Origin of the sequence: Roseibium sp., from assembly GCF_965232425.1 — a bacterium.
Taxonomy (GTDB): Bacteria; Pseudomonadota; Alphaproteobacteria; order Rhizobiales; family Stappiaceae; genus Roseibium.
In genome coordinates, this window is record NZ_OZ246971.1 from 5463238 (window position 1) to 5484622 (window position 21385).

General features: G+C 59.5%; 20 protein-coding genes, 1 tRNA gene and 1 riboswitch. Of the genes, 11 read left to right on the forward strand and 10 right to left on the reverse strand.

Translation table 11 applies throughout. From position 1 onward, the window contains the following. Positions 1–18: 18 nt before the first annotated feature. Both ACO08A_RS24985 and ACO08A_RS24990 read right to left on the reverse strand, forming a co-directional pair. A complete protein-coding gene (locus ACO08A_RS24985) occupies positions 19–2184 on the reverse strand; it encodes a 4Fe-4S binding protein (RefSeq protein ID WP_422038567.1) in 2166 nt (721 codons plus the stop codon). Between the two features lie 178 nt (positions 2185–2362). Beyond that, a complete protein-coding gene (locus ACO08A_RS24990) occupies positions 2363–3604 on the reverse strand; it encodes an NnrS family protein (protein WP_422038568.1) in 1242 nt (413 codons plus the stop codon). A gap of 354 nt (positions 3605–3958) precedes the next feature. On the opposite strand from ACO08A_RS24990, the gene ACO08A_RS24995 reads away from it, so the two are divergent. Together ACO08A_RS24995 and ACO08A_RS25000 are read left to right on the forward strand one after the other, a co-directional pair. Next, a tRNA-Ser gene (locus tag ACO08A_RS24995) sits at positions 3959–4045 on the forward strand. A 241-nt stretch (positions 4046–4286) separates the two neighbouring features. Beyond that, the gene (locus ACO08A_RS25000) at positions 4287–4631 is read left to right on the forward strand and encodes a hypothetical protein (RefSeq protein ID WP_422038569.1); all 345 of its coding nucleotides are present in this window, start codon (positions 4287–4289) and stop codon (positions 4629–4631) included. Positions 4632–4728: 97 nt separating this feature from the next. Here the strand turns inward: ACO08A_RS25000 and ACO08A_RS25005 are convergent, their stop codons facing one another. From ACO08A_RS25005 to ACO08A_RS25015, 3 genes are all read right to left on the reverse strand, one after another. Beyond that, positions 4729–4977 (reverse strand): hypothetical protein, encoded by a 249-nt coding sequence (locus ACO08A_RS25005; protein WP_422038570.1) that lies wholly within the window; start codon positions 4975–4977, stop codon positions 4729–4731. 230 nt (positions 4978–5207) lie between these two features. Further along, positions 5208–5666 carry a hypothetical protein gene (locus tag ACO08A_RS25010; protein ID WP_422038571.1) on the reverse strand — a complete coding sequence of 153 codons (459 nt, stop codon included), beginning with the start codon at positions 5664–5666 and terminating at the stop codon, positions 5208–5210. A 112-nt stretch (positions 5667–5778) separates the two neighbouring features. Then, on the reverse strand, positions 5779–6042 hold the full coding sequence (locus ACO08A_RS25015) for a hypothetical protein (protein ID WP_422038572.1): 264 nt from the start codon (positions 6040–6042) through the stop codon (positions 5779–5781). A gap of 445 nt (positions 6043–6487) precedes the next feature. Here ACO08A_RS25015 and ACO08A_RS25020 point away from each other — a divergent pair, with 445 nt between their 5' ends. From ACO08A_RS25020 to ACO08A_RS25055, 8 genes are all read left to right on the forward strand, one after another. Next, positions 6488–6889 (forward strand): hypothetical protein, encoded by a 402-nt coding sequence (locus tag ACO08A_RS25020; protein ID WP_422038573.1) that lies wholly within the window; start codon positions 6488–6490, stop codon positions 6887–6889. 200 nt (positions 6890–7089) lie between these two features. Further along, positions 7090–7207, forward strand: a riboswitch (guanidine-I (ykkC/yxkD leader). A gap of 111 nt (positions 7208–7318) precedes the next feature. Then, positions 7319–8389, forward strand: coding sequence for a putative urea ABC transporter substrate-binding protein (locus ACO08A_RS25025; protein ID WP_422038574.1), 1071 nt, complete (start codon positions 7319–7321; stop codon positions 8387–8389). 71 nt (positions 8390–8460) lie between these two features. After that, positions 8461–9282, forward strand: coding sequence for an ABC transporter permease (locus tag ACO08A_RS25030; protein ID WP_422038575.1), 822 nt, complete (start codon positions 8461–8463; stop codon positions 9280–9282). Beyond that, positions 9279–10112 carry an ABC transporter ATP-binding protein gene (locus ACO08A_RS25035; RefSeq protein ID WP_422038576.1) on the forward strand — a complete coding sequence of 278 codons (834 nt, stop codon included), beginning with the start codon at positions 9279–9281 and terminating at the stop codon, positions 10110–10112. The genes ACO08A_RS25030 and ACO08A_RS25035 overlap by 4 nt, the downstream gene beginning before the upstream one ends. A gap of 9 nt (positions 10113–10121) precedes the next feature. Then, positions 10122–11360, forward strand: coding sequence for an agmatinase family protein (locus ACO08A_RS25040; RefSeq protein ID WP_422038577.1), 1239 nt, complete (start codon positions 10122–10124; stop codon positions 11358–11360). Between the two features lie 4 nt (positions 11361–11364). Beyond that, positions 11365–11847, forward strand: coding sequence for a hypothetical protein (locus ACO08A_RS25045; RefSeq protein WP_422038578.1), 483 nt, complete (start codon positions 11365–11367; stop codon positions 11845–11847). Further along, positions 11844–12056 carry a hypothetical protein gene (locus tag ACO08A_RS25050; RefSeq protein WP_422038579.1) on the forward strand — a complete coding sequence of 71 codons (213 nt, stop codon included), beginning with the start codon at positions 11844–11846 and terminating at the stop codon, positions 12054–12056. Before ACO08A_RS25045 ends, ACO08A_RS25050 begins: the two co-directional genes overlap by 4 nt. 513 nt (positions 12057–12569) lie before the next feature. Continuing rightward, complete coding sequence (locus ACO08A_RS25055; protein WP_422038580.1) at positions 12570–14219, forward strand: alpha/beta hydrolase; 1650 nt, start codon at positions 12570–12572, stop codon at positions 14217–14219. A gap of 3 nt (positions 14220–14222) precedes the next feature. Here ACO08A_RS25055 and ACO08A_RS25060 read toward each other — a convergent pair whose 3' ends face one another. Next, positions 14223–15164 carry a patatin-like phospholipase family protein gene (locus ACO08A_RS25060; protein WP_422038581.1) on the reverse strand — a complete coding sequence of 314 codons (942 nt, stop codon included), beginning with the start codon at positions 15162–15164 and terminating at the stop codon, positions 14223–14225. A gap of 228 nt (positions 15165–15392) precedes the next feature. On the opposite strand from ACO08A_RS25060, the gene ACO08A_RS25065 reads away from it, so the two are divergent. Then, positions 15393–16601: a mandelate racemase/muconate lactonizing enzyme family protein gene (locus ACO08A_RS25065; protein ID WP_422038582.1), complete on the forward strand. Its 1209-nt coding sequence runs from the start codon at positions 15393–15395 to the stop codon at positions 16599–16601. 50 nt (positions 16602–16651) lie between these two features. Here ACO08A_RS25065 and ACO08A_RS25070 read toward each other — a convergent pair whose 3' ends face one another. From ACO08A_RS25070 to ACO08A_RS25085, 4 genes are all read right to left on the reverse strand, one after another. After that, the gene (locus ACO08A_RS25070; protein ID WP_422038583.1) at positions 16652–17716 is read right to left on the reverse strand and encodes a BMP family ABC transporter substrate-binding protein; all 1065 of its coding nucleotides are present in this window, start codon (positions 17714–17716) and stop codon (positions 16652–16654) included. A 101-nt stretch (positions 17717–17817) separates the two neighbouring features. Then, complete coding sequence (locus ACO08A_RS25075; protein WP_422038584.1) at positions 17818–18732, reverse strand: ABC transporter permease; 915 nt, start codon at positions 18730–18732, stop codon at positions 17818–17820. Further along, complete coding sequence (locus tag ACO08A_RS25080; RefSeq protein WP_422038585.1) at positions 18725–19813, reverse strand: ABC transporter permease; 1089 nt, start codon at positions 19811–19813, stop codon at positions 18725–18727. The genes ACO08A_RS25075 and ACO08A_RS25080 overlap by 8 nt, the downstream gene beginning before the upstream one ends. Continuing rightward, positions 19813–21357: an ABC transporter ATP-binding protein gene (locus tag ACO08A_RS25085; RefSeq protein WP_422041809.1), complete on the reverse strand. Its 1545-nt coding sequence runs from the start codon at positions 21355–21357 to the stop codon at positions 19813–19815. The genes ACO08A_RS25080 and ACO08A_RS25085 overlap by 1 nt, the downstream gene beginning before the upstream one ends. Positions 21358–21385 lie beyond the last annotated feature (28 nt).

Consider the following 21385-nt stretch of genomic DNA (forward strand, 5'->3'; position numbering starts at 1 on the left):
TTGTTTGCCCTTTGAAGGTTAGCCAACCGGCTCCGGCGCGGCCGTTTTGGCCGTCGCCTCCGGTTTTCCAAGCCCGGTCTGCTTTTCGAAACGCCGCCTCTTGGCGAGTTTCTTGATGCAAACGGGACATTTCTGATCGTGCTGATAAAGAACCTGGCAGTGCAGGCAGTTCAGGCACTCGTTTGGATTGATGTTGCCTTCCGGATGGATGGCCTGGACCATGCACTCCTTGGCGCAGCGGTGGCACGGATTGCCGCAGTCGCGGTAGCGCTTGAGCCAGTCGAACATTCTGAGCCGCGCGGGTATCGCGAGTGCCGCGCCGAGGGGGCACAGATACCGGCAATAAAACCGCTCTATGAAGAGACCGGCTGCCAGCAGGGCCACGGCGAACAGAACAAAGGGCCAGGCACGTTGGAACTTCAGAATGATCGCAGTTTTGAAAGGTTCGATCTCGGCATATTGCTCCGCACCGTCCAGCGAATAGAGTGACAGTCCGAAGAGACCCAGGAAGATCATGTATTTGAGCGGCCAGAGGCGCTCGTGCAGAGCCCACGGCATTTCGATCTGCGGGATACGCACCAGCTTCGCGAGCCTGTTCGTCAACTCCTGGAGTGCACCGAAGGGGCAAAGCCAGCCGCAATAGGCGCCGCGGCCCCAGAACAGGAGCGCGGCGGCAACGGAGAACCACAGCAGGAAAACCAGCGGATCCATCAGGAACGCATCCCAGCTGAACTGGCCGGTCAGCGAGGAAAAGAACGCCATCACGTTGACGACCGAAAGCTGGGCGTTTTCGATCCAGCCAAGCCAGACCAGCGTGAACGTCAGGAACCCGATGCGGAACCAGAAGGTGAAACGCTCGTGCCGGGTTACCTGCATCTGGAAGAAGAAAACCAGTGTGAGCACGACAATGGCGGCCGCTAGGATGGCGATATCGGCCTGGCGGTCCTTCCAGATCCGTTGCCAGAGCGGAGCGGTGTCCGCTTCGCCGGTCAAAGAAGCACTGGCAGCCGGCAGGTCCGTCTGCTGTCCCGATGTCGAAACCGGCACCTCTTTCAGGTAGCTGTCCGGCAACCGGTATCCGAGGTCGAATGTCAGGAACACCTTGTCAATCGGTCCGACGGCACGCTGGACGAGGAGCTGGAGCCGAAAGTCCCTGGCGGGATCGAATCCGATATCGGCAGGGATGACGAAAAGGTCCATCTCGACAAAGGCGGGCGCGCCGTCCGCCGCGATCTCACCCACGCGGGCGTGCTGCTTGTCGAAGAACCGGGCTGAAACATCGTCCTGGATCATCTGGATCCGGTCGAAGATACCGCCCCGGACATACCCGGATCCCTTGAAGGAATAACGTCCCCGCGCCATCACCAGGAGAGCGTGTTCGCCGTCCTTCAGGCGTTTCTTCAGATTGGCGTATTCAGCTTCGCCCAGTAGAGAAAGACCGATGGCCGGAACGTCCGCAAGCGCCACATAAAGATCGATGAATGTATCGGTGTCCGGTCCCTTTTCCGGGCGGGCAATCGCACGCGGGTCGCCCTGCACCGCAAAGGCGTCATTCACCTGCACGACGTCCAGCGACATCCGGCGCACCGATCCGTCACCCGTCAGTGTCATCCAGTCAAGAATGTCCTGCCGTCCAGTATCTATCTCTTTCTTCGGCCCCGCTGCGGCGACTTGTGGCGCAAGACCGCCAAGACCGAGCAACCGGGCAACCTTCAAGCCCGCACGGACGATGGAGTCGTCGATCACCATGATGGTCACGGTCGCACCGGAAATGATGTCGAGTTCGTGCGCCGAACCGCCGCTTGCCGCTTCCGCCTTCAGGTCGAGCCCGGCGTATCCTTCCGTCACGGCCCTGACCTTTGCCTCCGGTATACCGATCAAAACGATCGGTTCGGAGTGCTTGACCAGGCGCACACCGGTGACAACTGCGTCCGGGTCAACCCCGACCAGCGTATGGATCGGTTTGCCGGAATAGCCAGTGGTGGACACAAAGTCCGACGTCAGGAAAACCCAGCCGACGGTGTCTCCCCCCTTGAGCGCCGGCACGACGGGCACATCGTCTCGAAGCGCGCCGAAACTGTCTGCTCCCGGAACCATGTCTGCGGGCGAGACCTTTTCAAGAAAGCGCCCAATTTCCGCGTCCGCCGCGTTGGCCACGGGCGTGGCCGCAATCGCAAGCGTCATCCAGACGGCCAGCCAGACGTATCGGAATATAAAAGAAAGAGGATGCACGCTGAGCGCTCCAACAAAGGTCAATCATGACGTTGGAGCGATTTTCGGGGTTCCACCCGGCGAGTGTCTTGACGATAGTCAAGCGCGGAAAAATTTGACCACGACGTTCATGTTTCGAGGTGGTGCCCGGTCACGTGACGTGCGCGTCCGGGTGCCTCGGAGCCCTCGGCACCAGCAGGATCGGTGCGTAGATCCAGACGAAGAGAAAAAAAGCGCCGACCCAGAGCGCACCCGAGACAAGCATCACCGGAAAGTAGTCGAAAGCGAGCGTGCCGAAAGTGCGCACAAGTGCGGCCGAAATCAGCACCAGATACGCCAGCGCGATCGGCCGGGACACCTTGAGCGGCCGCCCGCCGTGTCCCAGAGACGCGCGGGTCATCATGGCAAGTGTCATGCTGCCGATCGCACCTGCCGCCAGCAGATGAAGCGCGGAGGTTTCGCTCATCAATCCGAGGACAAGCGTGCTGCCGTAAACGAGATAACCGGTGGCGAGCAACAGGAATGCGATGTGTAGAATCCAGAGGATCGGAGCATTGCGCACAGCCCATCCGCGCCAACCGGCCAGGCGAAACAGATTTGCAGCACCGGCCGCCAGGCAGATCCAGCCAAGTACCGGAGAAGGCACAAACGGAAACGCGGCCAGCGTTGCCAGCGCAGCGAACAACATGCCGCTGCGGTCCAGCCAGATGCCGGATTGCGGCAAGTCACCCATATAGCCTTTCTTATTAAGGGCGTTGCGCGTGAAAGCCGGAACGACCCGTCCGCCAACGATGCAGATCATTGTTGCGCTTGCGAAAATGCCGATCCGGATACCCGCTTCCGCGTTTCCCCCTGCCCATCCGATCCAGTCCAGATGCATCATCAGGTTGCCGGTGAACAGAGCGCACAGCAGAAACAGGAAGATCAGGTTGCGTGCCTGGGATTTTTGGGCGAGCCGCCCGATGATCGCAGTGCCAAGGACCGGAATGAATACCAGATCGATCACCGCAGCAACGACCGGATCAAAACTCCCCGAAAACCAGACCGCGAGACGGCCCAACAGCCAGATGAAACCGCTGGCCATCACGAATCCGGCCCCTGCTTCCCGTGTTCCGGTCCAGTTGGGTACGGCCGTGATGAAGAACCCTGCCATCACGGCCGCCGCATATCCGTAGACCATCTCGTGTGCATGCCACAGGTGCGGTGCCATCGACATGGGTTGGAATATGAACGCTCCACCCGCGGCGTGCACGCCCAGCCAGACTGTCCAGGCCAGCATGGCAAAGATCGAGAAGAGGCCTGCTGCAAGAAAAAAGAAGCGAAACCCGGTCGTCAGTACGGTCGGAAGTCGATGCAGAGGTTTGGCGTCTTGCGGGTTTAGGACTGCGGCCATGATCACGTCTTCCGGGAAGTTTCCAGCTGAAGGATTGCCGGGAGCGCAGCTTGGCAGTCTCCGGCGGTTGGTATCGTCACCGGATTGGCGATCGAAGGTCTTGACTATCGTCAAGTCCAGAAAGGCCTTAACTTCAAAGACCGGAACAACGTGCCATTCTCCCTTCGACCCTTCCCGCCGATATGTGAGCTGACTTGGGAAAGAATATAGCTCAGTTGCCTGTTCCAGGTGGTGGCCGCGCTGCACTCAGCGCACACCGCAATTCATTTCCGTGCGGCCTTGAGAAAGGACGAGCCAACTCACATAGACGCAGGTTCTCAAATGCCGCCCGCGCCGACGCGCCTTGGCTGCATTGGTGAGGTGGCCGAGTGGTTTAAGGCAGCGGTCTTGAAAACCGCCGCGCGTGAGAGCGTACCGTGGGTTTGAACCCCACCCGCACCGCAATTAATTTCCCAAGCCTCAGAAAAGTACACGTGGCGGCCGAACCTGCGGGTGAGTTCTCGGTGCATGATTTTGCCGATGAGGCGGAGACTAAGCCCTGTCGTGGGCAAGGCTGATACGCAATTGCGTGAAAGCGAGAAAAGCGCAAATGCGGGTGAATTTAATCGAGTGACTTGACCTTTGATTGTAGTTTTGCGCGCTAATCCACCGGCATCGCATTCGCATGTATTGGATTGAAAAAATGCAGAACATTTTCCTGAACAGGAAATTTCAGGTTGTTTCAGTGATTTTATTCTTTGGCTTCCTGTCATACGCAACGAAATACCGGCCACTTGAACACTACAACATCAGATCCAAGCCATACACGCTCTTTCAGGGGTGGATCGACGCCTATCTGGTTTCCTGGATGGGCGTAAACCTGGCGTCGCTCACGCTTATCGGAATGGGCTTGGGTATTTTGCTGCTCGTCTGGATCAAGGAGCGTACAGCTGTTCGAAAACAGCCAAGCAGACTTTCCGTTCCGCCGCAGTATGGACAACAGGGGACGGACGCACACGCCCGCAAAAGTTCCTTCGGAAAACGCTAGCGCGGTTCAAAAGGAAGCTGGTCGGCGTGCCCATGGCAGGGGTTGCGATTTCATGCAGGTGCCTTCATCGGCGCGTCACCAACACGGCAATGCAAGACTACAAAAATTGCGCCAGAACCCGCCGGATCTCGTCCTTGTGGTCCTCACAGAACGCGTCGAGGGCTTCGGGGCCATCTGCGTGGAAGATGCCGACGATCACGCGGTCTACCAGGCTGTCGCAGAGAATGCGGGGTTCGGACGTGTCGGGGACGAGGTTTCCGTCTTTATCCCTCTTGACCGGACAGAGAAACATCATTCCGTTCCGGACACCCATGCCTGCATCAATCACGTACTTTTTTTCGGTCAATGAAAGCCTTCCAGCAGGGGTCCGGAAGCACGTAGCAGGCAGAGTTCATGTGTCAGACTGCGCAACCTGCTTCGGATGTCACCGCATAAATCACAGTGCCGATTTTTACATCCGACACACCGCCACAGTTAAGCAGTTTGCGCATGTTGCGTCAGACGTTCCTGAAGCGCGCTCTGGACGGAAGACTACCCCAGTGTATGCGATTGACCTCAAGTCGCCGGTTCTCCAGACTATGAAGAATGACCGTTTGTGACGAGATCATACGGCTTGAGGCAGTGCTGTATGAAAGACTTGAGCCCGGAAGACACCAGATGAAAGTTGCCATGCTTTTGGCGATGACATTCGGCGGCAAGACACTTCCATCCAGTGATATCGTCAACGCCGCGCTTGAACGTCTGGCGCAGAGGACTGATATCGAAACGTTCGGAGACATCAGGATGTGGCGCCGAAGTGAAATCAGGCGTCGGGCTCATAAATGAAGCCGATTGGCGGCAGAAATCGCGAATCTCGCGAGGATGCGCAGGTAGAGCGGGCTTTATGCCCGGTGAAGTGCAGTGACGCTGCGAAGATAAGCCATTTTGCCGTCCTTCGGATTTGGCCGTTTTGGCCATCTGCATCGTCGCAAAAGGCTTGAAAATGCACCACATTTCCTGCGCTTTCGCTCCTCGCAGCTGGTCAAAACGATCCAAACGAATTTGATTTCATCTATGAGTCCGTACCCTGAGTTTACTCGGCGGCGATCAGGATTCTTGTGACATGCAAATGGGACGCGCAGGGGTCCGCGCGCCCCTCTTCGCGATTTTACCTGGCGGGTATCTTGTGCTCGCGGACCGCGTCGATGGCGCATTCGAGGCCTTCGCCGTAGGGATGGCCGTGCCAGTTGGCGCGCTCCTTGACGATGACCGCCAGGATTTCTTCGGTCGTTTCATGAGGATCTTCGCTGGCTGCCGCCACATGGCTTGTCAGAATGCCAACGATTTGGGCCAGCCCGTTGAGCAGTCCCATTCTGAATTCCAGATCTTCCCAAACGATCTGCCCTGCACTGGGTCTGTCGGTCTGCGTCATGGTGTGAATTCCTTTGTGGGTGGGCAGGGTATCGGCGGCCGGTCCGGCCTGTTGCGGTGCGTTTTCCCGATTTCCCTGCAGCGGTCGTCCGCTGCGCCGGCTTCGCCTGATGCAATGCCGCCAGCGGCATGATGTGTGCATCCCCACAAGGCACACTTTATAGGTGTATCAGCAGCGTTCCGGATCCGCAACAAGACCGGTGGAGTCGTACCGGCAAGAGGGAGGGCTTGGGTGATATCCCTGGAAAATTGCCAGCAAAGGGACGGATTCCAGAACTTTGAAAGAATTTCCAAGTCTCGCATCGATATTTTTACTTAATGTTTGTCATTTACATGCTTCTCAGGCTTTGGAAGTTAAACACCTTTGGAGAAATTTCTTGACTGATGATGCGGTTTTTCGGCTTGATTTCTCTTGATACGATGTTTCTCGAACCCGGCTGGTCGATATGTCGCTAAACATACCGGTGTCGCACGGTGAATTCTTTGATCGGCTGACGATCCTTGAGATCAAGCGCGAAAAGATCACCGATGCGGACAAGCTCGAGATCATCAAGGAGGCCCTGGCCGAATACCGGTCCATCGTGTTCTGCTCCGTTCCCAGGGCCGCGGAAGTGTCTTCCCTCACCGACAAACTCAGGCAAGTGAACGTAGCCCTGTGGGATCTGGAAAATCTTGTCAGGGAATTCATCCGGCGCGGCGACTTCGGGCCGGCCTTCGTGGACGCATCGCGCGCGCTTTATGAGAACCGCGACCGCCGCACGGATATCAAGGCCGAGATCGACAAGCTGCTCGGGTCCGACCTTTGTGAGGTCAAGGACTACAAGCGGTCCGCGGGCAGCGAGACCTGAGTATCGGCTGAACCTTCAACCGACCTTCCCTGGGTGTGTGACCTAAAAGTGGTCACGCATGCCTGTTTTTTGGACAGAACGGTTCTTTCGAGAGATGCGCGTGTCTTCTACGTGACTCGGTGAACCTAAATAAGTTGTTGTTTTAAAAAAATAATCTCAGTTTCAAGAGCAACTGGCATCCAGTTTGCTACTTCAATGGCGTGCAGCGCGCCTAGGGATCCGGTCGATCATGACGCAGGACCAAGAGGTGCAAACCGGACGCAGAAGGTCGCTGACCAGCATAGTCCGGTGACACGGCGGGACAAAAACCCGGGAGACTACTGCACGAGGTTTCGCGCGCGCGAACCTGCTCCCGGACGTGCGCAAGAAACTCATGATTGAAGCCCAGCCGGTTCCTTCCATCGGGCTTAAGACAGGAGACGCGCACGAATGTTGAAATCCATAGCCAAAGCTTCCCTACTCGCAGCGGCGTTGACACTGCCTCTGTCCGTTGCATCGGTTCAGGCCGAGGAAAAGAAAGACTTCAAGGTCTGCTGGTCGATCTATGTCGGCTGGATGCCCTGGGGCTACCTGCAAGACAGCGGCATCATGAAAAAATGGGCCGACAAGTACGAGATCGACGTGGAGATCGTGCAGATTAACGACTACGTCGAATCCATCAACCAGTACACGGCCGGCGAATATGACGGCTGTTCCATGACCAACATGGATGCCCTGTCGATCCCTGCCGGTGGCGGTGTCGACACGACTGCGCTGATTGTCGGTGACTATTCCAACGGCAATGACGGCATCATCCTGAAAGACAAGGCGGATCTTGCCGACATTAAGGGCCAGACGGTCAATCTCGTAGAACTGTCGGTGTCTCACTACCTGCTCGCCCGCGCCCTCGACACCGTGGGGCTGTCGGAGAAGGACCTGACGGTTGTCAACACATCCGACGCCGATATGATCGCCGCCTATGCGACACCGGATGTCACCTCGGTCGTGACCTGGAACCCGCTGCTTTCGGAAATCGAGGCCCAGCCGAACGCCACGAAAGTGTTCGATAGTGCCGGCATTCCCGGAGAGATCATCGATGTCATGATGGTCAATACCGACACGCTCGCCGACAATCCCGCCTTCGGCAAGGCCCTTGTCGGAGCCTGGTATGAGCTGATGTCGATCATGTCGTCAGACAGCGAGGACGGCATTGCCGCACGCACGGCCATGGCCGAAGCCTCCGGAACCGATCTCGCCGGATATGATGCCCAGCTGGCAACCACCAAGATGTTCTACACACCTGCTGATGCCGTGGAGTTCACCAAGGCCGCAGAACTGCCGGCCACGATGAAGTTCGTCGCGGAATTTCTCTACGACAAGGGCATTCTGGGTGAAGGCGCGCCGAGCCCTGAATTCGTCGGCGTGGCGTTTGCGGACGGCTCGATCTACGGCGATGCCAACAACGTGAAGCTCCGGTTCGATCCGAGCTTCATGCAAATGGCAGTCGACGGAGCGCTTTGAGCGTTCACGACCAATGATGACCCGGCCTTTCAGGGGCCGGGTCGCTTGAACGCACGCCGTCAGGACGTCTCATGCGCATCATCAACCGGAAACCGTCCCGGGTAACCGCCCTTGCCCTCGGCATTCTACCGTTCGCATTGACGCTCGTCACCTATGCTGTCGCGAGCCACTACCGGCGGCTGGAAAACCCTGCCGACAAGCTCCTGCCCTCGATCGAGCGCATGGGGGAAGCCTTCTGGCGCATGGCAGCCGTTCCGGACCGTCGATCCGGGGACCTGCTCTTGTGGGTCGACACGTTCGACAGCCTGTGGCGGCTTGGAACGGGAATGGCCGTTTCGACGCTGCTGGCGCTTTGCCTGGGGATCGCCATCGGTTTCATCCCGCATGTGAGAAGTGCGCTTGCGCCCTATCTGGCGACGTTCTCCCTGATCCCGCCGATCACGATCCTGCCGATCCTGTTCATCACCTTCGGCCTCGGCGAGGCTGCCAAGGTCGCGCTGATCGTGATCGGAACAGCCCCGGTGATGATCCGCTCGACTGCCCAGGCCGTTCTCGACATCCCGCGGGAAATGATCATCAAGGCGGAGACGCTCGGTGCGTCGGTCTGGCAGATGATCACGCGGCTGGTTCTGCCTCAGGTTCTGCCCAAGCTGATCACGGCTCTCAGGCTGGGTCTGGTGCCGGCGTGGATCTTCCTCATCTCTGCCGAAGCCATCGCGTCGACCACCGGTCTCGGATACCGGATCTTTCTCGTCCGGCGATATCTGGCAATGGACGTGATCCTTCCATATGTGGTGTGGATCACCCTCCTCGCCTTTCTGCTGGACCGGTTGCTGCTCCTGATTTCCAGGCGCGCCTTTCGCTGGCACCATCTGGGGAGCGACGCGCTATGACGGCCTCCCCTTGCAAGCTTTCGGTGAAAGGCGTTTCCAAATACTACGACGGCACACCCGTTCTGGAACGGGTTGATCTGGACGTCGAGGCCGGCGCCTTCTGCACGATCGTCGGCGCATCCGGCTGCGGCAAGTCGACGTTCCTGCGCATGCTGCTGTCCCAGGAACATCCGACCCGAGGGTCCATCCAACTGGACGGAAACGAGCTGCCGGAAGAACCGACGCCCGACCGGGGCATCGTCTTCCAGAAATATTCGGTTTTTACACACCTGACGGTCGCGGAAAACCTGATCCTCGCGCAGGAATTCCAAACCTCGCGTCTTGCAGGCAAGTTGTTCGGGTCGCGGAAACAGGCGGCTCTGTCCGATATCGGGGATTTGCTCGACCGTATCGGTCTTGCAGCTGCCGCCGACCGCTATCCGGCGCAGCTCTCCGGTGGCATGCAGCAACGCCTTGCGATCGCCCAGGCCCTGATCAAGAGACCGAGCATCCTGTTGCTGGACGAACCCTTCGGGGCGCTCGATCCCGGCATTCGTGTCGATATGCACGAGTTGCTGCTCGATCTCTGGCGCGAACTCAACATGACCATCTTCATGGTGACCCATGACATCCACGAGGCGTTCAAGCTTGGAACGCGGCTGCTTGTCTTCGACAAGATCCGCCATGATCCGCAAGCGCCCGAGGCATTCGGGGCGACGATCACCTATGACCTGCCGCTTCAAGCCCCTCACAGCTCCGGCAGCGCGGTCGAGCCGGACGACATCGCCGAAACAATCGGCACCGGCGCGCTGCGCAAACCAATCCACAGTTCACAAACCAACCCCTCATGAGGAACGTCCATGACCATTTTTGATCCTTCCGGTCCGACGACGCGGCACAAGGTTGCCGGGACCGCCACCCGGCAGCCGACAGTACGGCAGCACCATCCGGATTTCGACAAGCTGCAGCTGCGCGGATGGAAGTCCGCGGAAAAGGAGGGCACCCTGCCGACCGCGGCCTGGGAAAAGGAAAAGGCCTGGGCCCTGCGCATGGGGCTGACCGGTTCCGACAGCCTGACCGACAAGTCGATCCCGACCTTCGCGCGTGGCGAGCTGCCGCATTATGCGGGCATCAACACGTTTCTCAAGGCGCCCTACGTGGAAGACGTGACCCAGGTCGGGGCCTATGATGCCGCGATCATCGGCATCCCGTTCGACGGCGGCACGACCTACCGTCCGGGAACACGTTTCGGACCGCAGGGCGTGCGCAAGATCTCCGCGCTCTACACGCCGTACAACTACGAAATGGGCGTCGATCTGCGTGAGCAGATGACCCTGTGCGATGTCGGTGACATCTTCACGATCCCGGCGAATATCGAAAAGACCTTCGACCAGATCACGCGCGCGGTGTCGCACGTGGCCTCGTCCGGCGCCCTGCCGATCATGATCGGCGGCGACCATTCTATCGGGTTCCCGTGCGTGCGCGGCATTGCCGAATGCACGTCGAAGCGGATCGGCATCGTTCATTTCGACCGTCATATCGACATTCAGGAAAAAGACCTCGACGAGCGCATGCACACCACCCCCTGGTTCCACGCGACGGATCTGGTCAATGTGCCTGCGGTCAATCTGGTTCAGATCGGCATCGGCGGATGGCAGGTTCCCCGCGAGGGTGTCGAAGTCGCCCGCGAGCGCAACACCAACATCTTCACGATGCGGGATGTCGAGGAACTCGGTCTCGCGGAAACTGCGGCGCGCGCGCTTGAACTGGCGTGGCAGGATGCCGACGCTGTCTATATTTCGTTTGATATCGATAGCGTCGATTGTGGCTTCGTTCCCGGGACCGGCTGGCCGGAACCGGGCGGTTTCCTGCCAAGAGAAGCGCTTGAACTCGTCTCGCTGGTCGCTAAAGAAGGGATTTGCGGGCTTGAGGTCGTCGAGGTTTCACCCCCTTACGATTGTTCCGACATCACGGCCTTGCTGGCGACCCGGGTCATTGTCGACGTGCTCGGCACGCTCGTTTCCCACGGCAAGATGGGTTCGCACAAGTCCATCATCGACAAACCGGTTTCCATCCCGGCCGGGCCGGATGTGGGGTAAGCCGATGCCGCACGATCATCCTCACTCCCACGGCCATGATCACCATCACCACGATCACGACCATCATCATCACCACCATGGCCACAATCATGCGGGGGCGGACCATCTCCACTCGCATGTGCATGGCGCGTCCGATGCCGAAAGATCGGACGAGCTGCAGGCGCTTGCCACCAGCTTCATCGACGGCTTCCGCTCCGCGGAAGACAAGACGAGTTATCTGAGGCTTGCCGGGGTTCCGTTTCATCAGGCAGGATCGGACGGTCTCGTCCAGCATCTGGTTGATGCAAAGATCGTATCCAACTGGCAGATCGGCACGGCCTCCCCGGCCTTCGCGTCGCGCGAACTCGTCTATATGCCGTTTCCCGGCTCGATGGTTTCGGACCGCGAGACAATGACTTTCACCTATGTGTCGCTGACCGAACGCCTCGACATGGACCTGATCGACATCCTCACCAACAGACTGAAAACGGGAGACATCGCAGAATGAAACGCCTGATGACCACAGCGGCGCTGACCGTCCTTGCAACACCGGCCCTGGCACACCCGGGCGACCATCACGAAGTTTCGGGTTGGGCAGAAGCTGTCCAACATCTTCTGGGTTCCCCCTTTCACCTTGCACTGGTTGCCGGAGCGATCGTGCTCGGGTTCGGTGTCCTGAAGGTGCGCGGCTCCCGGCGGCAGGTCAAAAAGCGCTGATCTCGTGCAATTCCGGGTGGAGAACTTTCCTCCACCCGGGATTGCCTAGGGTCAGGACTCATTAATTTGGTTGATTTGGCGCAGCAAACGGCGAATGGCTTCGAGGAAAAGCGCGACAAGCGGGCTTCCTGCCCGGTTGAGCGGTTGGCGAAGCAGACGGAAGCCGTTTTTGCGTCCCAGAGGGATAGGATGAATTTGCCCGGCTACGTCGTTGCAAATCTTTGGAAACCTGGCTCATTTTCAAGCCTTTCGCGACGTGGCAGATGGCCAAGACGGCCAAATCCGAAGGACGGAAAAATGGCTTCACCTCGCCGCGTCATCGCGCTTGACCGGGCATAAAGCCCGCTCTGCGCACGCTTCCTCGCGAGATCTTGCCATTTCTGCCGCCAAATCGGCTTTATTTATGAGTTCGTACCCTAGGGTCCTGCAAAAAAGCCGATGGACAAGCACGTGCCTGTCATGCTCATTCCTTGGGATCATCCATCAAAGGCGTGATCCGGGGCCGGAGAAAACATGGGTTTGTTGCAGGTTATTCGAAACGGTCTGTCGGCAACCGCGCTTGTTGTCGCGGTGAGCTGCTTCGGGGCCGCCCTGACACCGTCCCTGATGCCGCGAGACCCCTTGGTTCAGGCCGCGCTTGCGGCCGTCGCGGCCAGCCTCGGTTACGAGGTGGCGATGCTCGTGCGCGCCCTCTGGCGCTACATGGAAATTCCCGACATCAAGGGCCGTTTTCTTTGGGTCTGGTGGGGAACCGCGCTTTTGATGAGTGCCGGAATTCTCGTCTATTCCCTGTCAAAGGCAGCCTCCTGGCAGAACGCGACGCGCGTGGCAGTCGATCTGCCGCCGCTCGACACCGCTGCGCCGTTTTTCATCTTCGCTGCCGGAGGGCTCATGTTTCTGGGCTTGTGGGCGGGCTTCAGACTGGCGGGTGTCCTTCGGCGGTTCGTCGCCCGTGTGCTCGACCGCGTGGTGCCGCAGAAGGTCGGCGTGGTGCTCTCCATCGGCGTTGTTGGCTGGGTCTTCTGGGCGCTGATCGACGGAGCGCTGATAAGATCCACGCTTCGGGCAGCAGATGCATCGTTCGAAGCGGCCGATGTGCTGATCGAGCCGGATATCGCGCAGCCACAGGATCCGTCGAAGACCGGCAGTCCTGCCTCGCTGGTCAGGTGGGACGAGATGGGACGCTGGGGGCGCCACTTCGTTGCGTCGGCTCCAACCATCGACGAGATCTCCGACTTTCAATCCGGACCCGTGATGGAGCCTGTCCGTGTCTATGTCGGCCGAAGATCGGCCGATACAGCGGAAGCGCGTGCCAACCTGGCGCTTGAGGAATTGATCCGGGTCGGCGGGTTCGAGCGGTCCGTGCTCATTGTGATGGTTCCGGTGGGCACAGGCTGGATGGACCCGGGTGCACATGACACGCTTGATTTCATGCTTGCCGGCGATGTCGCAACGGTCTCCGTGCAGTATTCCTACCTGACCAGCATGCTGGCCCTGCTTGCGCATCCCGACTACGGCGTCGCGCAGTCCCGGGCGCTGTTCGACAAGATCTATGACTACTGGACCGGATTGCCCAAGGACGAGAGGCCCCGGTTTTACGTACACGGTCTCAGTCAGGGGGCGTTCAACTCCCAGGCGACCCTGCCTCTGTTCGATATGCTGGGAGACCCGATCCAGGGGGCCATGTGGGCCGGATCGCCGTTCTTTTCCAGGTACTGGACCGAAGTGCGCGATCAGCGGAACGAAGGCAGCCCGGCCTGGCGCCCGACATTCGGCAACGGCTCGCTCGTGCGCGTCATGGACCAATATGGCGGTCTTGACGGTGATTTCAGAACCTGGGGACCGATCAGGGCAGTCTTTCTCAACTACGGCAGCGATCCGATCGTCAACTTCACGTTTGACAGCGCGGTGCGCCCGCCCGCCTGGCTGGACCAGCCGCGCGCACCGGATGTCTCCGACCGGCTCTCCTGGTTCCCCGTTGTGACCATGTTGCAGCTTGCGCTCGATTCCATGTTCGCGCTCGACGTTCCAAGGTTCGGGCACTACTACGTCGCCCCCGACTATATTGACGCATGGGCGGCGGTCGTCGAGCCCGAGGGCTGGTCAACGGATCGCGCGGATCAGTTGAAGGACATCTTCTCCAGGCGCGGCCCGGCGTTCTGAACGCTAGGTCTTTTCCAGAAGTGCGCCAAGTTCGCGCTTGAAGACGTCCTTGGCCGGCTCTGCTGCTTCCAAAATGTCTTCGATCTTGAAGAAATCCATGGTCTTGAACTTGCCAATAGGCGGTTCGATCAGGAGATCTGGGCGCGAGCATGCGAGCTTGGCTGCGACGAGGGAATGCAGCGTAATGGAAAACGACCCGATCCACGTGTCCAGGCCGCTCGGAAGACCGCTCTTGTGCGAGTAGTCGCTGCCCGTCACATCGACACCCACCGTCAGAAGGTCCGGCCTTTCGAAGACGTCGAACGGTGTCGGGTTGACGAAGCCGCCGTCAATCAGAACGCGGCCATTGATCTCGACCGGCGTCAGCAGCATCGGCAAGGCTGAGGAAGCCGCGATTGCCGGCAGCAGTTGCCCCTCGTCCAGCACGACCTGGGACTGGGTGTAGAAATCCGTCGCGATGATCTTGAGCGGGATATCGAGTTCATAAAAGGTCTCGGCCATGGTGTTGGGAAAGACGGTCTCGAACAGGATGATCGGATCGATGATCGCCGGCCGCACCACATTGAAGAGGGACGACCATGTGCGGCCATCCTTCAGGAACAGTTTTTGAAACAGCTGCGTCTTCTTCGTGAACAGTTCGACCGCGAATTCCCGGATCTCGGCACCGCTCATGCCCCCGGCATACAGTCCGCCAAGGATCGACCCCATTGACGTTCCCGCCATTTCCGCCGGCTTGACGCCGAGTTCATCAAGGCCTTCGAGAATCGGAATGTGCGCGAACGCTTTCGCCGCCCCGCCGCCAAGTGCGAGCGCAAACCTGTCTGTCGACTTGTTCGCGGCAACATTTCCGGAGCCGTCGTTTGTCGCCTGGGCCTGTTTCATGGTTTGAAGCGTTGTCCCTCCGGCAGCGATTGCGCCGAGCATGAGTTCGCGTCTTTGTATCATCGCTTGTCCTTCGCCTGGCAAGTGGCATCGGGGTGACGGTCCGGGCGACAGCCGGATCAGCCAGGATGCCGTTCTGATCCGAAAGGTAGCCATCGCGACCCTGGAATGCCAGCTGATATCAGTGCAACTGACCTTGCAACACGACCCGACTTCGCAACAATGCTGTCATTGTGCGGGCGATCGGGTCTGCGAACCGGGCTTTGAACTCCAATGGAACAGGACAGTGCCTTGAAAATAGAAGCCGTTGAAACACTGCGTCTTGCAGAACACCCCAACCTGTTGTGGGTGCGTATTCATACCTCGGACGGCCTGACCGGCCTCGGCGAAACCTATTTCGGTGCGGGCCCGTGCGAAGCGGATGTTCACGACCGGATTGCCCCCATCCTCCTGGGGCAGGATGCACGCCGGATCGAGTTTTTGAACATGAAGATGCAGCCCTATGTCGGCTTCACCGGAACCGGTGCCGAGATCCGCGCCGTTGCCGCCGTCGATGTTGCGCTGTGGGATCTTGCCGCCAAGTCGGCGGGCAAGCCCCTCGTCGACCTTCTGGGCGGTCGGACGCGCGACCGGATCGCGGTCTACAACACGTGTGCCGGACCGGCCTATGTTTCCAAGACCTCCGCTGTCAGGCCGGACAATTTCGGAACGGACGAAGGCTCCGGCTCCGCTGTGCTCCATGACGATCTCAACGGGTTCCTGAATCATCCCGAAGACGTTGCCGCGTCGCTCATGGAAATGGGGATCTTTTCCATGAAAATCTGGCCTTTCGACCTTGCGGAAGGCGCAGCGGACGGGATCGACATTTCGCTGGCGGATCTCAAAAAGGGGCTGGAGCCGTTTGAGCGTGTCCGCAAGGCACATGGTGACCGCATGCGGCTGAAGGCGGAGCTGCATGGTCTCTGGAGCCTCAATGCCGCGAAGAAAATCGCACAAGCGCTGGAACCGCTCGATATCGACTGGATCGAGGATCCGGTGTGGATGGACCGCACGGATGACATTCGCAAGCTGACGGAAAGCTCGCCCGTGCCATTTGCCGGCGGGGAAACGCTTGCAGGCCTCGGCCAGTTCAAGGCGCTTATCGAAGCGGGTGACATTGCGACACCGATCGTCGATGTCACCTGGGCCGGCGGTGTCACACTTGCCCGGAAAATCGCCGCGCTTGCGGAGGCAAACGCCCGTCCGGTCGCGTTCCACGACTGCTCGGGGCCGGTCACGCTGGCGGTCTCGACCCATCTGGCGCTCGGTCTGAGGAATGTCAGGGAGCAGGAAATTGCCCGGGGCTTCTATTACAACTGGTATCAGGATCTTGTCGACGACCTGCCGCCAATCGAAACGGGCACGATCACGGTGCCCGAGAAGCCGGGTCTGGGGATGGATCTGCAGCCGGGTCTCTCCACGCGCGAGGACGCGATCCACCGGATATCCAGACTGGATTGAACAGAAAGAAAACGGGCCGGATCATGTGAGCCGACCCGTTCGATGTCAGCTTACTCGGGGAGCTTGTCGTCGATGCCCTGGACGTACCAGTTCATGCCGAGAATGGCACCGTCATCCAGCCTCACACCGTCTTCCGCGGCAACCGAGCCGTCCTGCTTGGTGATCGGTCCGGTGAACGGTTCCCAGCCATCCTTGATCTTCGCTTCCGTTGCCTGAGCCATCTCCACGACATCTGCCGGGAGGTTGGTGTAGGGCGCCATCACGACGTGGCCTTCAGCCAGCCCTTCCCAGGAGCTGTGCGTGTGCCAGTTTCCGTCGAGCATTTCCTGGACGCGCTCGATGTAATACGGGGCCCAATCATCGATGATGGCCGTGTACTGGGCATCCTTGGCGAAGTTGATCATGTCGGAGGCCTGGCCGAAGCCGTGCACGCCGCGCTCCTGTGCGACCTGAAGGGGTGCGGTGGAATCGGTGTGCTGCGTGATGATGTCCGCGCCCTGATCGATCAGGGCCTTCGCGGCGTCCGCTTCCTTGCCCGGATCGAACCAGGTGTTCACCCAGACAACCTTGACCTTGAAATCAGGATTGACGGACTGGGCTCCGAGCAGGAAGGCATTGATGCCGGCGACCACTTCCGGGATCGGGAAAGACGCGATGTAGCCGGCGGTTCCGGTCTTGGACTGCTTTGCGGCAATCTGGCCGATGATGTAGCGGCCCTGGTGGAACTTGGAGTTATAGGTCGCGACGTTGTCCGCCGTCTTGTAGCCGGTGGCGTGCTCGAACTTCACGTCCGGGAATTTCTTCGCAACCTTGATTGTCGGGTTCATGTAGCCGAACGAGGTGGTGAAGATGATGTTGCAGCCTTCACGGGCGAAACGTTCGATGGCGCGTTCCGCATCGGGGCCCTCGGCCACGCTCTCAAGATAGGCGGTCTCGACCTTGTCGCCGAACTTTTCTTCCACGGCAAGACGGCCCTGATCGTGCTGGTAGGTCCAGCCGAAGTCGCCGACGGGGCCAACATAGACGAAGCAAGCCTTCACATCGGCTGCATTGGCGGCGGTGCCAAGCGCAGCGAACGCAAACGCTGCGACCGTGGTCTTCAAAAGAGATTTCATACGAGTAGTCCCCTCTTGTTTGATCTCTTGTCTTTGCGATCTTCTGTTTGGCCCAGGCCGGGATCGCGTTCAGGCCAGGACCGTTGCTTTGTCCGGCCGGTTCAGCGGTCCGGTACGAACGGTTTCCCCAGACATGCCGGAGTGTTCACCAAAGTCAATCTGCGATTTGCCGATATCAGAACGAGAACCAGAATAGTGGCCAGATACGGCAGGCTGGACAGCAGTTGCGACGGGATATCGAACTCCAGCGCCTGTGCATGCAGGTTCAGAACGCTGACCGCGCCGAACAGGTAGGCCCCGATGACGACGCGCAGCGGCAGCCAAGAGGCAAAAACAACCAGAGCCAGGGCGATCCAGCCCCGTCCCGCCGTCATGTTTTCCACCCATTGCGGCGTGTAGGCCAGCGACAGGTAGGCGCCCGCCAGTCCCGCGCATCCGCCGCCGAACAGGATCGCCATGAAGCGGACCTTCACGACCGAGTATCCAAGGGCATGCGCCGAACCGTGATTGTCTCCGACCGCCCTCAGGACGAGCCCGACGCGGGTTCGAAAGAGGCAATAGGCAACGACCGCGACGAGTACGAAACTCAGATAGACAAGCGCATCCTGCTGGAAAAACACCGGTCCGAAAAACGGGATTTCGGACAGAACCGGGATATAGAGCTGCGGCAGATCAAGGCCCGGAACCCCGATGAACGCTTCCCCGATCATTCCGGACAGACCGATGCCAAGGATCGTCAGTGCAAGGCCCGTTGCGACCTGGTTTGCCACGAGAAACAGCACCAGAACCGCGAAGAGAGCGGACATGGCCATGCCGGCGGCAATGGCTGCAATGACCCCCAGCGATCCCGATCCGGTCTGGTTGGCTACGGCGAAGCCGATCACGGCGCCCATGATCATCATGCCTTCCACGCCGAGGTTGAGGACGCCTGAGCGCTCCACGACGAGTTCGCCGACGGCGGCGATCAGCAGCGGGGTCGCGGCCGTGATGACCGTCAAAAGTACGGCTTCAAACATGGGTTGCCTCCCCTGCGGTCGTGCGCTTCGTGACCAGTCTTATCCGGTACAGGATCAGTGTGTCGCAGGCGAGCACGAAAAACAGCAGCAATCCCTGGATCACGCTGGCGATTTCGTTGGAAACACCCATCGCGGACTGGACGCCCTCGCCGCCTATGTAAGACAGCGCGAGCACGAAGCCGGCGATAATGATGCCGATCGGATTGAGCCGCCCGAGAAAGGCGACAATGATGGCCGTGAAGCCGTAACCGGGTGAAATCGACGGCAACAGCTGGTTCAGGGCCCCGGAAACCTCCATCGTGCCGGCGAGCCCGGCCAGAGCACCTGCGAGAGCAAACGAGAACAAGGTCAGTCCCTTGGCGGAAAAGCCGGCGAAACTGCCAGCGCGGGGACTTTCGCCCATCACCCTGATCTCGAAACCTTTCAGTGTTTTCGCAAGCACCACTGCCAGGATGACCGCGATCACGATCGTGATCGGCGCGGAGAGGCTCATCGCGCCCCCGAACACTTCCGGAAGCGTCGCCGCGTCCGAGAAAATACGGGATTCGGGAAAATTGTAGCCGCCGGGGTCGCGCCATGGTCCGCGGACGAGGTAATCGAGAAGCAGTCCGGCGACATAGACAAGCATCAGGCTCGTCAGGATCTCGTTGGTATTGTAGCGCGTTTTCAACACTGCGGGAATGAGCGCCCAGAGCGCCCCGCCGATGGCTCCGAAAAGCAGCATCAGCGGCAGGGTCGCGGCGTTTTCGAAAGACGGAAACAGAACCGGCAGAATGGAGCCGAACAGGGCACCGACGACAAACTGTCCTTCAGCGCCGATGTTCCAGTTGTTTGACAGGTAACAGACAGCGAGCCCGCAGCCGATCAGGATCAATGGTGTCGCCTTGTCGATGGTTGCTTCCAGGGACCATTGCTGGGTTAGCGGCTCAATGAAGAATTTATATAATGCAACCAGTGGATTGTGACCGGTTATTGAGAAAATGATTGCGGCCGTGAGGGCTGTCAGCGAGACGGCGATCAGGGGGGACAGCAGGGCCATTGCCTGACTGTGTTCTTTTCTTTTGACAAGCTCGAGACGCATCAGGCCACCTCTCCCTGCGTTTCGGCACCACCCGCCATCAGGAGGCCGACGCGTTCGCGCGTCATCTGCGTGGCCGGTTCCGCGGCAGACAGGAAGCCGCGTGAGATGACGGCGATCCGGTCGGCAATCTCGAAGATTTCATCGAGGTCCTGACTGATGACGAGGACGGCGGAGCCGGATCTTGCCAGATCGATCAGGGCCTGGCGGATCAACGCGGCCGCGCCAGCATCGACGCCCCAGGTCGGCTGATTGACGACAAGTACGCCGGGTTCCCGGTCCAGTTCCCTGCCGACGACGAATTTCTGGAGGTTGCCACCGGAGAGCGATCTGGCTTCCGGATCGTCATGCGACATGCGGACATCGAATGCCTTTTTGATCCGCTTCTCCAGGTTGCTTGCCTCGGCGGTCGAGACAAATCCCCCGCCGACGAGCTTGTCGCCGGTGCTGTGGCGCGTCAGAACGATGTTCTGGGAGAGTTTCATGCCCGGCACGGCACCGTGACCGAGCCGCTCTTCGGGAACGAAGGCTGCGTTCTGCTTTCTGCGCCAGGTGATGCTCTTGTTGCCGCAAGGCGTTCTGTCAATCTGCACCATGTCGGCCGACACACGCATTTCACCTGAAATGGCATCGAAGAGTTCCCCTTGGCCATTGCCTGCGACACCGGCGATGGCGACCACTTCTCCGGCCCTGAGGTCCAGGGAAATTCCGTTGAGCGCGGTCGCGAAGGGCGTTGCGGCCGCTGCGCTCAGTTTCTGAAGCGTGAGGCGGGTTTGCCCGACCTGCGCCGCCCCGTCTCCGGAACTGACGGAGGCGACATCGGCACCCACCATCATGCTGGCGAGAGACGCGGCCGTTTCCTTCGTCGGATCGCATTCGCGCACGACTTTGCCGTGCCGCAGGATCGTGGCGTGATGGCAGATCCGTTTCACTTCTTCCAGCCGATGGCTGATATAAAGAACGGCGCAGCCTTCTTTTGCCAGGCGCTGAAGCGTGACGAAAAGCTGATCCGCTTCCTGTGGCGTCAGAACCGAGGTCGGTTCATCCATGATGATGAGTTGGGGTTCCTGCAGAAGGCAGCGCACGATTTCGATGCGCTGACGAATGCCGACCGGAAGATCAGCGACGATGTCCCCCGGGCTCAAGGGCAGTCCGTAATCTCGTGAAACCGTCTCGATTCGCTTTGCCAGATCCTGCATGTTGCCCGGATTGGGCAGCGCCAGCGCAATGTTCTCGACGACGGTCAGGGCCTCGAACAGCGAGAAATGCTGGAAGACCATGCCGATGCCGAGTTCCCGCGCCGCTGCCGGGTTGTTGATCGACACCGGCTGTCCGTTCCAGGAGATCTCGCCGCCGTCGGGATCGAGAGACCCGTAGAACATCTTGACCAAAGTCGATTTTCCAGCACCGTTTTCTCCCAGGAGCGCGTGAATTTCACCCTTGTTGAGAACGAGATCCACCCTGTCGTTGGCAAGGATGTCGCCGAACCGCTTGGTCAACCCGCGGGCGTCCAGAAGCGTTTCTCTTTCGGACCTGTCTATGGGCACGTCGCCACCAAGATCCGGGCTACCTGTT

Excerpts from the sequence above, each read along its gene's own strand:
- ACO08A_RS24985 (WP_422038567.1), bottom strand. The coding sequence starts at position 2,184 with ATGACGCTTGCGATTGCGGCCACGCCCGTGGCCAACGCGGCGGACGCG.
- ACO08A_RS24990 (WP_422038568.1), bottom strand. The coding sequence starts at position 3,604 with ATGGCCGCAGTCCTAAACCCGCAAGACGCCAAACCTCTGCATCGACTT.
- ACO08A_RS25000 (WP_422038569.1), top strand. The coding sequence starts at position 4,287 with ATGCAGAACATTTTCCTGAACAGGAAATTTCAGGTTGTTTCAGTGATT.
- ACO08A_RS25015 (WP_422038572.1), bottom strand. The coding sequence starts at position 6,042 with ATGACGCAGACCGACAGACCCAGTGCAGGGCAGATCGTTTGGGAAGAT.
- ACO08A_RS25020 (WP_422038573.1), top strand. The coding sequence starts at position 6,488 with ATGTCGCTAAACATACCGGTGTCGCACGGTGAATTCTTTGATCGGCTG.
- ACO08A_RS25025 (WP_422038574.1), top strand. The coding sequence starts at position 7,319 with ATGTTGAAATCCATAGCCAAAGCTTCCCTACTCGCAGCGGCGTTGACA.
- ACO08A_RS25030 (WP_422038575.1), top strand. The coding sequence starts at position 8,461 with ATGCGCATCATCAACCGGAAACCGTCCCGGGTAACCGCCCTTGCCCTC.
- ACO08A_RS25035 (WP_422038576.1), top strand. The coding sequence starts at position 9,279 with ATGACGGCCTCCCCTTGCAAGCTTTCGGTGAAAGGCGTTTCCAAATAC.
- ACO08A_RS25040 (WP_422038577.1), top strand. The coding sequence starts at position 10,122 with ATGACCATTTTTGATCCTTCCGGTCCGACGACGCGGCACAAGGTTGCC.
- ACO08A_RS25045 (WP_422038578.1), top strand. The coding sequence starts at position 11,365 with ATGCCGCACGATCATCCTCACTCCCACGGCCATGATCACCATCACCAC.
- ACO08A_RS25050 (WP_422038579.1), top strand. The coding sequence starts at position 11,844 with ATGAAACGCCTGATGACCACAGCGGCGCTGACCGTCCTTGCAACACCG.
- ACO08A_RS25055 (WP_422038580.1), top strand. The coding sequence starts at position 12,570 with ATGGGTTTGTTGCAGGTTATTCGAAACGGTCTGTCGGCAACCGCGCTT.
- ACO08A_RS25060 (WP_422038581.1), bottom strand. The coding sequence starts at position 15,164 with ATGATACAAAGACGCGAACTCATGCTCGGCGCAATCGCTGCCGGAGGG.
- ACO08A_RS25070 (WP_422038583.1), bottom strand. The coding sequence starts at position 17,716 with ATGAAATCTCTTTTGAAGACCACGGTCGCAGCGTTTGCGTTCGCTGCG.
- ACO08A_RS25075 (WP_422038584.1), bottom strand. The coding sequence starts at position 18,732 with ATGTTTGAAGCCGTACTTTTGACGGTCATCACGGCCGCGACCCCGCTG.
- ACO08A_RS25080 (WP_422038585.1), bottom strand. The coding sequence starts at position 19,813 with ATGCGTCTCGAGCTTGTCAAAAGAAAAGAACACAGTCAGGCAATGGCC.